We start from the raw sequence: 13,436 nt of genomic DNA on the forward strand, positions 1-13,436 counted from the left end.
GGGGCGTGGAACGGGCGGCGCTGACGCCGTCGCCGGCTGGTCCATGTCCTGGCGGCCCCTCTTCCCCGATCCCCCGGGGACCTTATTCCAGGTCACCGAGGTGCGACCAGAGGGCGGCCGGGACACTGGCCGGAAGTCGCCACCGCGTGTTACCAAGAGCCATGCCCGCCCTCACCTCGTACGACGCCGTGATCGTCGGCGGCGGCCACAACGGTCTGGTGGCCGCCGCCTATCTCGCCCGGGCCGGCCGCCGGGTGCTGCTGCTGGAACGCCTCGACCACACGGGAGGCGCCGCCGTCTCCGCCCCGGCCTTCCCCGGGGTGGCGGCGCGCCTCTCGCGCTACGCCTACCTGGTCAGCCTGCTGCCCGAGCGGATCGTGCGCGACCTCGGCCTCCGGCTGACGCTGCGCAGGCGGGCATTCTCCTCGTACACGCCGGTCGTGCGCGGCGGCCGGCCCACCGGGCTGCTGGTGGGCGGCGGAGAGTCGCGCACCCGCGCGGCGTTCGCCGGCCTGACCGGCTCCGACCGGGAGTACGAGGCGTGGCTGCGCTTCTACGCGATGACGGGCCGGCTGGCCGTCCGGGTCTTCCCCACGCTGACCGAACCGCTGCCGCGGCGCTCGGAGTTGCGCCGGCTGGTGGGCGACGACGCGGCCTGGCGTGCGGTCTTCGAGCGGCCGCTCGGCGAGGCCGTCGAGGACGCGTTCCGGGACGACCTGGTGCGCGGCATCGTGCTGACCGACGCCCTGATCGGCACCTTCACCTCGGCCCACGACCCGTCGCTGCGCCAGAACCGCTGCTTCCTCTACCACGTGATCGGCCAGGGCACCGGGGACTGGGACGTGCCGGTGGGCGGCATGGGGGCCGTGACCGACGCCCTGGCGGACGCCGCGCGGGCGGCGGGCGCGGAGATCGCCACCGGGCACGAGGTGACCTCGGTGGCCACCGACGGCGTGACCGCCGAGGTGGGATACCGCACGCAGACCACGGAGGGGGTGGTGGGCGCCGGCGTGGTGCTGGTGAACGCGTCGCCGCACGAGCTCGCCGCGCTGCTCGTCGAGCCCCGACCCGAGCCCGTCGAGGGCGCGCAGTTCAAGGTGAACATGCTGCTGCGGCGACTGCCGGCGCTGCGCGACCCGGCGGCGGACCCGCGCGAGGCCCTGGCCGGCACCTTCCACGTCGCCGAGGGGTACGAACAGTTGGAGACGGCCTACCGGCAGGCCGCGGCGGGCGAGCTGCCTGGCACCCCACCGAGCGAGATCTACTGCCACTCCCTCACCGATCCCTCGATCCTCTCCCCCGAGCTCGCCGCCAGCGGCCACCACACGCTGACCCTGTTCGGGCTGCACACCCCCGCGCGCCTGTTCACCCGGGACAACGCCGGGGCGCGGGACCGCCTGCTGGCGGCGACACTGGCCACGCTGAACGGGCAGTTGGCGGAGCCGATCGAGGACTGCCTGGCCGTGGACGGGGCGGGCCGGCCGTGCGTCGAGGCGAAGACGCCGCTCGACCTGGCGGCCGAACTCGGCCTGCCGGGCGGCCACATCTTCCACGGCGACCTGGCGTTCCCCCTCGCCGAGGACGACGAGGAGCTGGCCGACCCGGCGGCCCGCTGGGGCGTGGCCACGGGGCACGCCAACGTCCTGCTGTGCGGCTCGGGGGCGGTGCGCGGCGGCGGCGTCAGCGGCGTCCCCGGCCACAACGCGGCGATGGCGGTGCTGGGGCGCTGACCTCCGCGCCGGCCGGCTCGCCTCCTTCGCTCCGGCACGGGCACGGTCGTGGCCATGGGCATGGGCATGGGTCCGAAACTTTCGAGTTCGCACCCGACAGACAACCTTTTCTATCGGCGGGCCCACCATGGGGCACCACCCCCCACGAGAGACGAGGGATCTCATGCAGGGCACGCACCGCTCGGGTCGACCGAGCCGCCGCCACGTGCTGCGAGCCGCCGCACTGGGCACCGGGGCGCTCGCCGTCCCGGGCCTCGCCCCCGCCGTGCCGGCCGGCGCGGCCGTCCAGGACCCGCCGATCAGGCCGCTGGCCTTCACCCACCCGGGGATGCTGCACACCCAGGCCGCCTTCGACCGGATGGCCGGCCGGGTGGCCGCGGGCACCCAGCCGTGGCAGAACGGTTGGAACCGGCTGACGGCCAACGGGCACTCGGCGAGCACCTGGACGGCACGCCCGACCGCGACCATCGTGCGCGGCGGCACCGGCGAGAACTACCCGCAGCTCTACAACGACATCCACGCCGCCTACCAGAACGCGCTGCGCTGGAAGGTCACCGGCGTGGCGGCGCACGGCGACCGGGCGCGCGACATCCTCAACGCCTGGTCGGGCACGCTGACCACGGTGACCGGCAACGCGGACCGCTTCCTGGCCGCCGGGATCTACGGCTACCAGTTCGCCAACGCCGCCGAGATCATGCGCGGTTACCCGGGGTTCGACCTGGCGCGCTTCCAGCGGATGCTGCTGGACGTCTTCTATCCGCTCAACGACAACTTCCTCATCAACCACAACGACGCCTGCATCACCAACTACTGGGCGAACTGGGACCTGTGCAACATGGCCTCGATCATGGCGATCGGGATCCTGACGGACAACCAGTCGATGTTCGACCGGGCCGTGGACTACTTCCACAACGGCGCGGGCAACGGCTCGCTCCCGCACGCCGTCCCGTTCCTGCACGGCTCCACGCTGGCGCAGTGGCAGGAGAGCGGCCGGGACCAGGCCCACAGCATCATGGGCATCGGACTGATGGGCACCATCTGCGAGATGGCCTGGAGCCAGGGCGTCGACCTCTACGGCACGGACAACAATCGTTTTCTGAAAGCGTGCGAGTACGTGGCGCGCTACAACCTCGGCTACGACGACGTGCCGTTCACCACCTACCGGTGGGGCACGGGGCAGAACTGCGCGCAGCAGCAGCACACCACCTTCGGGGCGGGTGGCCGGGGCCAGGCCCGGCCGGTCTGGGAGCGCGTCTACCACCACTACTGGGCGCGGCGTGGGCTCAACACCCCGAACCTGTCGGAGATCGCCAGGTCGCTCAGCCCGGAGGGCGGGGGCGGCGACTACGGCACCACGAGCGGCGGCTTCGACGAGCTCGGCTTCGGCACGCTGACCTACGTGTTGAGGTGAGCGGGAGGCCCGCCCCCGGCCACGGGGGCGGGCGCCGTCACCGGGTGCGGGCGCGGCCGGAGCGCCCCGCCCGGCGCGGCGGCGGCACCGAGAGCGGCGCGGTCGAGTCCCTGACCACCACGTGGGTGCCGAGCAGCGCGTGCTGCTCGGCCGACGAACTCTCGCCCTCCCGCAGCCCGAGGGCCAACCGGACGGCGGTCCTGCCCAGTTCGGCGTAGGGCACGTGCACGGTGGTCAGCCGCGGGCGCAGGTCGGTGGCCAGGTCGATGTCGTCGTAGCCGACGAGCGAGACGTCGCCCGGCACGCTGAGCCCGGCGTCGGTGAGCGCCGCCAGGGCGCCGGCCGCGACGGTGTCGGTGACGGCGAAGACCGCCGTGAAGTCGCGCCCGGCGCCGAGTCGGCGGCGCAGGTTCTCGTAGGCCTCGGCCCGGCTGAAGTCGGACTCCTGTACCAGGCCGTCCTCGCGGGGCGCGTCGAAGTCGGCCAGGGCCCGCCGGTATCCGGCGACCCGGCCCGCCGAGGTGGTGGTGCCCGCGCGGTCCGCGCCGAGGAACAGGATCCGCCGGTGCCCCTGGGAGAGCAGCCGGCTGACCACGGCGTAGGCGCCGCCCTCGTTGTCGTACTCCACGACGGTCGCCGGCACCCCGTCCCCGAGCGGTGGCCGCCCGCAGAGGACCAGGCGGGAGCCGGAGGCGTCGAGCGAGTGGGCGATGCCCGTCATCTGCTCGCGGTAGGCGGCGTCGTCCATCACCCCACCGATGAGGATCACGGCGCCGGCGCCCTGTTCGCGCATGGTGCGCACCACGGAGAGCTCGCGCTCCGGATCGCCCTGGGTGGTGCAGATCAGGCAGATCCGCCCACGCCGCGCGGCCTCCTCCTCGACGCCGTGCGCGACCTGGGCGAAGGAGGCGCCGCGCACGTCGTTGAGCACGAAGGCGACGGTCGGCGTGCCGCGACCGCGCAGCGCGCGGGCGTGGGTGTTGGCGACGTAGTCGAGTTCCCGGATGGCGCGCAGCACCCGTTGACGGGTGCGCTGGGCGACGGGGTAGTTGTCGGCGAGCACCCGGGAGACGGTGGCCATCGACACCCCGGCCCGCTCCGCCACCTCCCGGAGGGTCGCCGGCCCCCCGGCGCCGCCCGTCACGGCAGCGCTCCGCGGTCACCGTCGCTGGTCATCCCGCGCAGTCTAGCCGCCGGCGCGCGCCGGCGGACGGGGCCGCCCGAGCCGCACCACCCCCGGGCCCGCCATTGGTATGGACATGGCCAGTTGCCGGCAGTAACGTCACAGTTGGTCTGGACCAAAGCACGGCAGCCCGCCATGGAGCGCTCACCCCCCACGACTCTCCTGGAGCGAAGCATGCGCAGCAGGATCGGCACGGCGGCCATCGGTGCCGCCCTCGCCGCCGTCTCGGTCGTCGCCACCAGCGGCACGGCCCAGGCGCACGGATACAGCACCACCCCGACCAGCCGTCAGTCGTTCTGCGCCCAGGGCGCGGTGAGCGACTGCGGGTCGATCGTCTGGGAGCCGCAGAGCGTGGAGGGCCCCAAGGGCTTCCCGCAGGCCGGCCCCGCCGACGGCCAGATATGTTCGGGCGGCAACCAGCGGTTCGCCGAACTCGACAACCCGCGGGGCGGTGGTTGGCCGGTGAACCGGCTGACGGCCGGCCAGCAGTACACCTTCGGCTGGCGGATCACCGCCGCCCACCGCACCACCGACTTCCAGTACTTCATCACCAACAACAGCTACGACCCGAGCCAACCCCTCACCCGCGCCGACCTCGAACCCAGGCCGTTCCTCACGGTGTCGAAGAACGGCGCGCAACCCAGTGCGACGGAGAGCCACCAGGGCACGCTGCCCACCGGAAAGTCCGGCCGGCACATGATCGTGGCGGTCTGGAACGTCTACGACACCACGAACGCCTTCTACGCCTGCTCCGACGTGCAGTTCTGACCGGGCGAGCACCTCCCACCGGGCGGCGGCCGCGGCCGACCGACCTGGTGGCGGGTGCGCGGGGAGGACCTCGCTCACTCCCCGCGCACCCGCGGCTCGCGGGCGCCGGCTACTGGAGCCAGCGGTGGCGGCTGACGACGGGCAGCCGCGCCCAGACGCCGCCGAGACCCCAGACCCGCCCGGCCGAGCACGCCGCCACGACCACCATGGCCACGGCGTAGACGACGTGCTGGTCCACCAGCGGGTTCGGCGACATGCTCGGTGAACCGTCCGACAGGTGACGGGCCGGCGGGAACTGGCTGAGCCAGAGGAAGAACATCATCAGCGGCCCGGCGACGGCCGTGATCCGCAGCCCGACGCCGGCCACCAGCGAGGCGCCGACGCCGAACAGACCGGCCATGTAGAGCCAGTCCACCCAGGTCTCCCCGGCCCACGACTGGAAGGTGGTCTCGAGCGGCCCCACCGAGATGCTGGTGAGGTAACCGCGGGCGGGCGAGCCGCCATGGGTCCACGAGTTCTCGGCCGGGGTGGCGTACCCCCAGCCGAAGGCCTTGTCGAGGAAGGCCCACAGGAAGATCAGGCCGGTGGCGATGCGGAGCACCGCCAGCGCCCGGACGGCGGCCACGGACAAGCCGGGGCCGGACTCCGCCCGCCGGGCCACCCGCCTGGACTCCCCCGCCCTCGGGGACTGTTGAACAGCCATCGTGTCTGCTCCTCGTGTGGGGCCGCGCGCGCCACCCCGAACGCGGAGTGCACGCCGGCCGGGGCGACCCGGGCGCGGCCTGATCGGCCTGCCTGGTCGTCGGGGTAAGAAACCGCCGCCGGGTGGTGATCGCCTCACGCCCCTGCGGGGCGATCGGCGATCGGACTTGGGAGCGCTCCCACCCGGCGGCGGCAGCCCATATGGTCCGGCGTCGCCATGGACTCGTCAATGGCTGCGCCGTACCTGATCTCGATGAGAGGTGAACGGTTCGCCACCTCGTTCGCCGCATCCGCCCCGAGCGACTTCGGGTCCCGTCGACGAAGTCGCCCGGGGCGGAATCCGCCTCCGGCTGCCCGTCCCCGGCAGCATCGAGGCGGCGGCACCCGCTGCCCACCGGACACCCCCTCCCGCAGGGGGCCCGGAGCGGCTGACACCACGGCGGGAAGCGGGGGTTCGCGGTCGGTGAGGGTGGAGACGCTAGCGTTCGCGCCGCCGCCCGCTCACAGATCCACCCCCCGGCTCCGCCGGTTGAAGGCGCTCAGTCTGTTGACTTCCCGAATCCAGTTCCTGAGCAGTGGACGGCGGTCCTCGCCTCGCGAGGCACACGACGGCCGTGACGACTCCACGGCCGGATCGTTCCCGTGCCTGGCGGGGTTCTCACTGGCCGGCGGCGAACCGCCGAACCACGAGGGGCGAGGCACGGCCGGAATGCCCTTGGGGGGTGGCATGTTTGCGGCCCTTCTCGATCCTTGGTCATCGGTACGAGAAAACACCGCCGGGAGGGACCACCCCGAGGATGGGAGCGCTCCCACCCAGCGGTAATGTCCCTCATAGTGGAAGCAGTAGCCGGCCCCGTCAACACTTGGCGCGTTCCTTTTTTCAACCGAGGGGCGGCGAACCGGCGGTGTCCGGGGCCAACGGCCTGCATGCGGTGAACGGGCACGGGCGGCGACGCGGGCGCCGAGCGCCGTTCGGGGCCACGCCGGCTTCGAGCGTTGAAGCCGGGAGGTGCGCGCCGACCTGCGGTCACGCGGCGGGGTCGGGTGCCGCGTCGTCCGGCGGCCGCGGGGTGGCGTTGCCCAGCCTGATGCCGCTGAAGCCCAGGCTGCTGGCGACGACCGCGTCCCAGAACTCCCACAGGTTGTCGAGGGGCCGCAGCTGGATACCGGCGGCCCGGTGCAGCGCCGGCAGATCCCCCACCGGCTCCGGCGGCCCCAGTGGAGCAACGTTTTCTGTCGCCACCACCGCGTGCGCCACCGGTGCGCCGAAAGGTCGGAACGGCCCGGCGGGCAGCCGGTAGGCGTACAGCTCGACCGTGGCCATCCGTTCGAGCCAGCCGGACTCGACGGCGTGCACCCGGTCGCCGCCGCCCGGGCCGAGGATCAGATCGCGATCGGACGGTGTGGTGCCGGGCACGGCCCATGCCAAGGCGCGTGGGCAGTCGCGGGGGAACCAGTAGTCGGGGGCGCGCGCGGAGTCGACGGCCCACACATACGGTGCGGCCTGCCGGGCGGTGGCCGCCACGCGAGGGCGGAAGAGGGTGATGGTGGGGTCCTCGGAGAAGTGGAGGACCTCGTCGGGACGGGGGCGCATCCCCCGGTTCTATCGTGCGGGCGCCGGGCGCGCGCCTGCTTTCCGGTGCGCGGAGCGTGCTCCGGCGCGCCGCGCCACCGATCCCGGACAGGCGTGCGACGGTCGAAGAGACTTCGCCATCACCCACTCCTCCGCCGTCTCAATCCGCATGTCAGCCCGGGTTACGGGGCCGGCCGCAACGTGTTCCGGGGCGGGAAAAACCCGTTGATTTTCGCCCGTCGGCTTCAGGACCCTTGCCAGGTTGCCCACTTCCGACCACACCCGACTCTGGGATGTCATGCACATTCGTGATCTTCCGCACGCCGACCCCGGCGATCCGGACGTACGGTCCGGCTTCCGCTTCCTGGTCTGGCTCTTCCGTCGCCAACTCGGCGGCCAGGCGAAGGCCCTGGGCTGGGGCACCCTGCACATGGCGACCATCGCGATACTGCCGATCTTCATGGGCATGGCCGTCGAGGCCGTGGTGGACGACTCCGGTCGCCGGCTGGCTACGACGGGGCTCGTGATGCTGGGCGTCGCGTTGGTGATGGCCTTCGCCGACACCATGCTGCACCGGACCGCGGTGACCAACTGGATCACCGCCGCCGCCCGGGTGCAGCAGCTGCTGGCCCGCCGGACGGCCGAGCTCGGCGGGGTGCTCACCCGCCAGGTGGCCGCCGGCGAGGTGGTCAAGGTGTCCACCGGGGACGTGGAGCGGATCGGTTGGTTCGTCGAGTCGTTCTCCCGGTTCGCCGCCGCGGTGGTGGTCACCCTGGGCGTGTGCCTCGGGCTGATCGTCTACGAACCGCGGATCGGGTTGGTGGTGCTGGCCGGGATCGCGGCGGTCTGTCTGAGCGTCTGGCCGCTGCTGCCGGCCGCGACCCGCCGTGCCGACCAGGAGCGCAGCAGGTCGGGGCGGGCGACGGAGCTCGCCTCCGACACCGTGGCCGGGCTGCGGGTGCTGCGCGGGATCGGCGGCGAGGAGCTGTTCCTGAACCGCTACCGCGGTGCCTCCCAGGAGGTGCGGCGGGCCTCGGTGCGCAACGCCCGCATGTGGTCGCTGATCGACGCCGTGCAGGTGGTGATGCCGGGGCTGCTGATGATCGCGGTGATCTGGCAGGGCGTCGGGCTGGCGAGCGAGGGGCGGCTGGGCGCCGGCGAGTTGGTGACGGTCTACGCGGCGGTCAGCTTCCTGCTGTTCCCGCTGCGGCTGTTCCAGGAGGCGGCGATGGCGTTCACCTTCTCCCGGCCGTCGGCCAGGCGCGCCGTGCGGGTGCTCGGCCTGCGCCGCGAGCGGCCGGTGGGCGACGGCGCGGACACCGTGGGGGCCGTGGGGGCCGACGAGCCGCTCTCGGGCGACCTGTGGGACCCGGCCACCGGGCTGCTCGCCGTCCGCGGTCGGCTGACCGCGGTGGTCTGCGGCGACCCGGACTTCGCCGAGCGGCTCGCCGCCCGGCTCGGCGGGCACCCGGCGCAGGGGGACGACGAGCCCTCCGCGCAGCTCGGTGGCGCCCCGCTCGACGAGGCGTCGCTGGCCGTGGCGCGCACGGCGGTCCTGGTGCAGGACAAGGACCCGGTGCTGCTCTCCGGCACGCTGGGCGAGCTGCTCACGGTGCCGGCCTCCGGCCGGGTGGCCGCGGAGGAGGCGCTGGGCGCGGCGCAGTGCCAGGACGTGTTGACGGCGCTCGCCCAGACGACCGGCGACGGTGGCGACCCGATGGGGGCGCGGATCACGGAGCGGGGCCGCTCGCTCTCCGGAGGCCAGCGCCAACGGCTCGCGCTGGCCAGGTCGTTGATCACCGATCCGGAGGTGCTGGTGCTCGACGAGCCGACGTCGGCGGTGGACGCCCACACGGAGGCGAGGATCGCCGACGGGCTCGGCGCGCTCCGCTCGGGCCGCACCACCGTGGTGTTCACCTCGAGCCCGCTGATGCTCGACCGCGCCGACGAGGTGGTGTTCGTGCACGGCGGGAAGGTGTCGGCGGTGGGGACCCACCGTGAGCTGCTGAGCGGCACGGCCGAGTACCGGTCGGTGGTGACCCGGGAGACCGAGGACGAGGTCGCCGCCGTCGGGGCCACCGGCCCGGGCCCGGCGGGCGCTGCCGGGCCCTCCGGCGTTCCCGGGAGCCCTGACCCGAACCCAGACCAGAACCCTGCCCAGGGCCCCGCCCAGGACCTTGCCGAGGAGACCGCATGATCGGCGTGAAGCCGCCGGAGTTCGACCCGGCGTCCACCGAGCACGTGACGACGCTGCCGGTGGCCGGCCGGACGACCGTCCGCGCCTACGTCCGCGAGCTGTCGCTCCGGCACCGACGGGCGTTCGCCGTACTGGTGGCGGTGAACTCGGTCGCGGTGCTCGCCTCGATGGTCGGCCCCTACCTGCTGGGTGGGCTGATCCAGGACCTGGCGGACGGCGAGACCGAGCCGCCGCTCGGGCGGACCCTCGCGTTCTTCGCGGTGGCGCTCGCGGTCCAGGCCGTCTTCGTCCGCATGGTGCGGCTGCGGGGCGCGGTGCTGGGCGAGCGGATGCTGGCCGACCTGCGGGAGGACTTCCTGGTGCGCGCGGTGGGCCTGCCGCCCGGGGTGTTGGAGCGGGCCGGGACGGGTGACCTGCTGGCCCGGATAAACACCGACGTGGACCGGCTCGCCAAGGCCATGCGGGAGGCGGTGCCGCAGATGGCGATCGCCGTGGTGTGGGCGGCGTTGCTGGTGGCGGCCATCGTGTTCACGTCCCCGCCGCTGGGCCTGAGCGTGCTGCTCGCGGTGCCGGTGCTGGTCGTGGTGTGCGTCTGGTACTTCCGCCGGGCACCGGCGGGCTACCGCTCGGAGGCCGCCGGCTACGCGGCGGTGGCGGGAGCGCTCGCCGAGACGGTGGACGCCGGGCGGACGATCGAGGCGCACCGGCTCGAGCGGGAGCGGATCGGGCTGTCGGATCGGCGGGTCGGGGAGTGGACCGCCTGGGAGCGCTACACGCTCTGGCTGCGGTCGGTGCTGATCCCGGCGATCAACGTCTACCACGCGCTGATCCTGATCGGCGTGCTGCTCCTCGGGGGCTGGTTCACGCTTCAGGGCTGGATGACGGTGGGTGAGCTGACGACGGGCGCGCTGCTCGCGCAGATGCTGATCGAGCCGGTGGGCATGATCCTGCGCTGGCTGGACGAGCTCCAGGTGGCGCAGGTGTCGCTGGCCAGGCTCGTGGGCGTCAGGGAGGTCGAGGACGACGGGGGTGACGCGTCGCTGGTTCCTGGCGGGCGTGAACTGGCGGCCGACCGGGTGCGGTTCGGTTATTTGGCCGGCTCCGACGTGCTGCACGGGGTGTCGCTCGACGTGCCGCCGGGGACCCGGATGGCGCTGGTGGGCCCGTCGGGGGCCGGCAAGTCGACGCTCGGCCGGCTGCTGGCCGGGATCTACGCGCCGCGGGTCGGCGAGGTGACGCTCGGCGGGGCCCGGCTGGCGGGGATGACGGCGGAGCGGGTGCGCGAGCAGGTGGCCCTGGTGAACCAGGAGCACCACGTGTTCGTGGGGCCGCTGCGGGACAATCTGCTGTTGGCCAGGACCGACGCCGCGGACGCCGAGCTGTGGGCGGCGCTGGGGGCGGTGGACGCCGGCGACTGGGTGCGGGCGCTGCCGGACGGCCTGGACTCCGAGGTCGGCTCCGGAGGGCTCTCGGTCACGCCGGCGCAGGCGCAGCAGATCGCGCTGGCGCGGCTGGTGCTGGCCGATCCGCACACCCTGGTGCTCGACGAGGCGACCTCGCTGCTCGATCCCCGGGCCGCCCGGCATCTGGAGCGCTCGTTGGCCCGGGTGTTGGAGGGGCGGACGGTGATCGCGATCGCCCACCGGCTGCACACGGCGCACGACGCGGACGTGATCGCGGTGGTGGAGGACGGCCGGATCAGCGAGCTGGGGAGCCATGACGAGCTGGTGGCGGCCGGCGGCGCCTATGCCGCGCTGTGGCGGTCCTGGCACGGCTGAGGCGGCGGCCGGCGCCGGGGGCGTGGCGGTTTCGCCCGCCCCCGGGTCAGGCCGCCAGCACGACGGCCCCTATGCCACTGGCGGCGCCTATCACCATGAAGACCGGCATCAGCACCTTGTTCTCCACCCAGGCGCCGGCCCGGAAGCGCATGAAGGAGGGGGTGCCCAGCGGGTACCAGCGCCTGCCGGCGATGGGCAGCGGCCAGAGCATCGGGCAGCCGGAGACGGTCAGCGAGTCGCCGATGGTGTGGACGATGGAGCCGATGACGATGGGCACCCCGAGCCACATGTAGGGCTCGTTCTCGAAGAGCCAGTTGGAGCCGTTCCCCGGTTCGTCCAGCACGGCGGCGAGCAGCCAGGCGCTGGTGGCGCCGAGCAGCCAGACGAGGACGTCGCTCGACACCCGGGCCATACGCCAGAGCAGGCCCTCGACGGCGAGCACCACGTGGATGAAGAGGGTGACCAGGACGGCCCAGCGACCCCAGGCGATCGCGGCGAGGGAGAATCCGGCGCCGACGAGCACGGCCCAGATCCAGGTGTGGGTGAGCGTGCGGTGGCCGCCGGTGCGGCGCCGCTCCCCCTTGCCCCGGGTGGCGTTGTAGACGGACTCGGAGAGCTTGTCGATGACGCCGGCGAGGAGTTTGGAGGCCGGGCCGAAGGCGCGGGATATGGTGGCCGACTTGTGATCGAGGTCGGGGGCGAGGGCCGCGCCCGCGCAGATCAGGGTGCCCACCACGAGCACCGGCCAGGGCATCGGGTTGTCGGCCGCCGCTGCGGCGGCTCCGATCCCCAGCCACACCATGGCCCCCGACAATGAGTGCGCCGGTCCCATCATGACCGCTCCCCGCCCCTTCTTCAGCTGTTCCCCGGGCCAACGCGCCGGCGTCGCGCCGTGGTTGTCGGGGTCCGTGCCGTGATCGAACACTGCTTTCGGCGGGAAGCGTAGTGCCTCGTGATCTTCGGCGGGCCGGCCGGTTCCCCTTCGGGGGTCGGGTGCGGGCAGTATGGGACGGTGAGCCTTATCGATCAGATGCCTGCCGACGCCGATCCCGATGCCCTCTTCGACGCCTTCTCGTCGTGGACCCGCGAACGGGGGATCACCCTGTACCCGGCGCAGGAGGAGGCCCTGATCGAGGTGGTGTCGGGGGCGAACGTGATCCTGTCCACGCCGACGGGCTCCGGCAAGTCGCTGGTGGCGGCCGGGGCCCACTTCGCGGCGCTGGCCAGGGACGAGGTGACGTTCTACACCGCGCCGATCAAGGCCCTGGTGTCCGAGAAGTTCTTCGACCTGTGCAAGATCTTCGGCACCGAGAACGTCGGGATGCTCACCGGGGACGCCTCGGTCAACGCGGACGCCCCCGTGATCTGCTGCACCGCGGAGGTGCTGGCCTCGATCGCCCTGCGGGACGGGGCGCAGGCCGACGTGGGCCAGGTGGTGATGGACGAGTTCCACTTCTACGCGGAGCCGGACCGGGGCTGGGCGTGGCAGATCCCGCTGCTGGAGCTGGGGCAGGCGCAGTTCGTGCTGATGTCCGCGACGTTGGGCGACATGTCGCGGTTCGAGGAGGACCTGACCCGCCGCACCGGCCGGCCGACGGCCGTGGTGCGCTCGGCCAACCGCCCGGTGCCGCTGAGCTACGAGTACCGGTCGACGGGGATGACGGAGACGCTGACGGAGCTGCTGGAGACCCATCAGGCGCCGGTGTACATCGTGCACTTCACCCAGGCTCAGGCGGTGGAGCGGGCGCAGGCGCTGATGAGCATCAACATGTGCACCCGGGCGGAGAAGGACCAGATCGCGGCGCTGATCGGGAACTTCAGGTTCACCACCCGGTTCGGCAGGAACCTGTCGCGGTACGTGCGCCACGGGATCGGGGTGCACCACGCCGGGATGCTGCCCAAGTACCGCCGGCTGGTGGAGAAGTTGGCGCAGGCGGGGCTGCTGAAGGTGATCTGCGGCACGGACACCCTGGGGGTCGGGGTCAACGTGCCGATCCGCACGGTGTTGTTCACGGCGTTGACCAAGTACGACGGCAGCCGGGTGCGGGTGCTGCGGGCCAGGGAGTTCCACCAGATCGCCGGGCGGGCCGGGCG

General features: G+C 73.1%; 10 protein-coding genes. 6 read left to right on the forward strand and 4 right to left on the reverse strand.

From position 1 onward, the window contains the following. Window positions 1-161: 161 nt before the first annotated feature. A complete protein-coding gene (locus E1283_RS18790; RefSeq protein ID WP_207930450.1) occupies window positions 162-1,730 on the forward strand; it encodes a phytoene desaturase family protein in 1,569 nt (522 codons plus the stop codon). 163 nt (window positions 1,731-1,893) lie between these two features. Next, window positions 1,894-3,141: an alginate lyase family protein gene (locus tag E1283_RS18795; protein ID WP_132819241.1), complete on the forward strand. Its 1,248-nt coding sequence runs from the start codon at window positions 1,894-1,896 to the stop codon at window positions 3,139-3,141. Between the two features lie 37 nt (window positions 3,142-3,178). On the opposite strand, the gene E1283_RS18800 is transcribed toward E1283_RS18795, so the two are convergent. Beyond that, the gene (locus E1283_RS18800) at window positions 3,179-4,246 is read right to left on the reverse strand and encodes a LacI family DNA-binding transcriptional regulator (protein ID WP_279571275.1); all 1,068 of its coding nucleotides are present in this window, start codon (window positions 4,244-4,246) and stop codon (window positions 3,179-3,181) included. A 252-nt stretch (window positions 4,247-4,498) separates the two neighbouring features. On the opposite strand from E1283_RS18800, the gene E1283_RS18805 reads away from it, so the two are divergent. Then, on the forward strand, window positions 4,499-5,092 hold the full coding sequence (locus tag E1283_RS18805; RefSeq protein ID WP_132819242.1) for a lytic polysaccharide monooxygenase auxiliary activity family 9 protein: 594 nt from the start codon (window positions 4,499-4,501) through the stop codon (window positions 5,090-5,092). A gap of 109 nt (window positions 5,093-5,201) precedes the next feature. On the opposite strand, the gene E1283_RS18810 is transcribed toward E1283_RS18805, so the two are convergent. Further along, window positions 5,202-5,795 carry a hypothetical protein gene (locus E1283_RS18810; RefSeq protein WP_132819243.1) on the reverse strand — a complete coding sequence of 198 codons (594 nt, stop codon included), beginning with the start codon at window positions 5,793-5,795 and terminating at the stop codon, window positions 5,202-5,204. Between the two features lie 1,026 nt (window positions 5,796-6,821). Continuing rightward, a complete protein-coding gene (locus tag E1283_RS18815; RefSeq protein WP_132819244.1) occupies window positions 6,822-7,388 on the reverse strand; it encodes a DUF6886 family protein in 567 nt (188 codons plus the stop codon). A 277-nt stretch (window positions 7,389-7,665) separates the two neighbouring features. Here E1283_RS18815 and E1283_RS18820 point away from each other — a divergent pair, with 277 nt between their 5' ends. Further along, window positions 7,666-9,564, forward strand: coding sequence for an ABC transporter transmembrane domain-containing protein (locus E1283_RS18820; protein ID WP_132819245.1), 1,899 nt, complete (start codon window positions 7,666-7,668; stop codon window positions 9,562-9,564). Further along, window positions 9,561-11,342, forward strand: coding sequence for an ABC transporter ATP-binding protein (locus tag E1283_RS18825; protein WP_132819246.1), 1,782 nt, complete (start codon window positions 9,561-9,563; stop codon window positions 11,340-11,342). Before E1283_RS18820 ends, E1283_RS18825 begins: the two co-directional genes overlap by 4 nt. A gap of 46 nt (window positions 11,343-11,388) precedes the next feature. On the opposite strand, the gene E1283_RS18830 is transcribed toward E1283_RS18825, so the two are convergent. Continuing rightward, on the reverse strand, window positions 11,389-12,177 hold the full coding sequence (locus E1283_RS18830) for a metal-dependent hydrolase (protein ID WP_132819247.1): 789 nt from the start codon (window positions 12,175-12,177) through the stop codon (window positions 11,389-11,391). Window positions 12,178-12,354: 177 nt separating this feature from the next. Here E1283_RS18830 and E1283_RS18835 point away from each other — a divergent pair. Further along, window positions 12,355-13,436: DEAD/DEAH box helicase (locus E1283_RS18835; RefSeq protein WP_132819248.1), on the forward strand; the 1,082-nt coding region annotated here is incomplete at its 3' end.

It is taken from the genome of Streptomyces hainanensis (assembly GCF_004348415.1).
Classification (GTDB): Bacteria; Actinomycetota; Actinomycetes; order Streptomycetales; family Streptomycetaceae; genus Streptomyces; species Streptomyces hainanensis.

Coding starts and splice junctions, on each gene's coding strand:
- E1283_RS18810 (WP_132819243.1), bottom strand. CDS start 5,795: ATGGCTGTTCAACAGTCCCCGAGGGCGGGGGAGTCCAGGCGGGTGGCC.
- E1283_RS18805 (WP_132819242.1), top strand. CDS start 4,499: ATGCGCAGCAGGATCGGCACGGCGGCCATCGGTGCCGCCCTCGCCGCC.
- E1283_RS18790 (WP_207930450.1), top strand. CDS start 162: ATGCCCGCCCTCACCTCGTACGACGCCGTGATCGTCGGCGGCGGCCAC.
- E1283_RS18825 (WP_132819246.1), top strand. CDS start 9,561: ATGATCGGCGTGAAGCCGCCGGAGTTCGACCCGGCGTCCACCGAGCAC.
- E1283_RS18815 (WP_132819244.1), bottom strand. CDS start 7,388: ATGCGCCCCCGTCCCGACGAGGTCCTCCACTTCTCCGAGGACCCCACC.
- E1283_RS18830 (WP_132819247.1), bottom strand. CDS start 12,177: ATGATGGGACCGGCGCACTCATTGTCGGGGGCCATGGTGTGGCTGGGG.
- E1283_RS18795 (WP_132819241.1), top strand. CDS start 1,894: ATGCAGGGCACGCACCGCTCGGGTCGACCGAGCCGCCGCCACGTGCTG.
- E1283_RS18820 (WP_132819245.1), top strand. CDS start 7,666: ATGCACATTCGTGATCTTCCGCACGCCGACCCCGGCGATCCGGACGTA.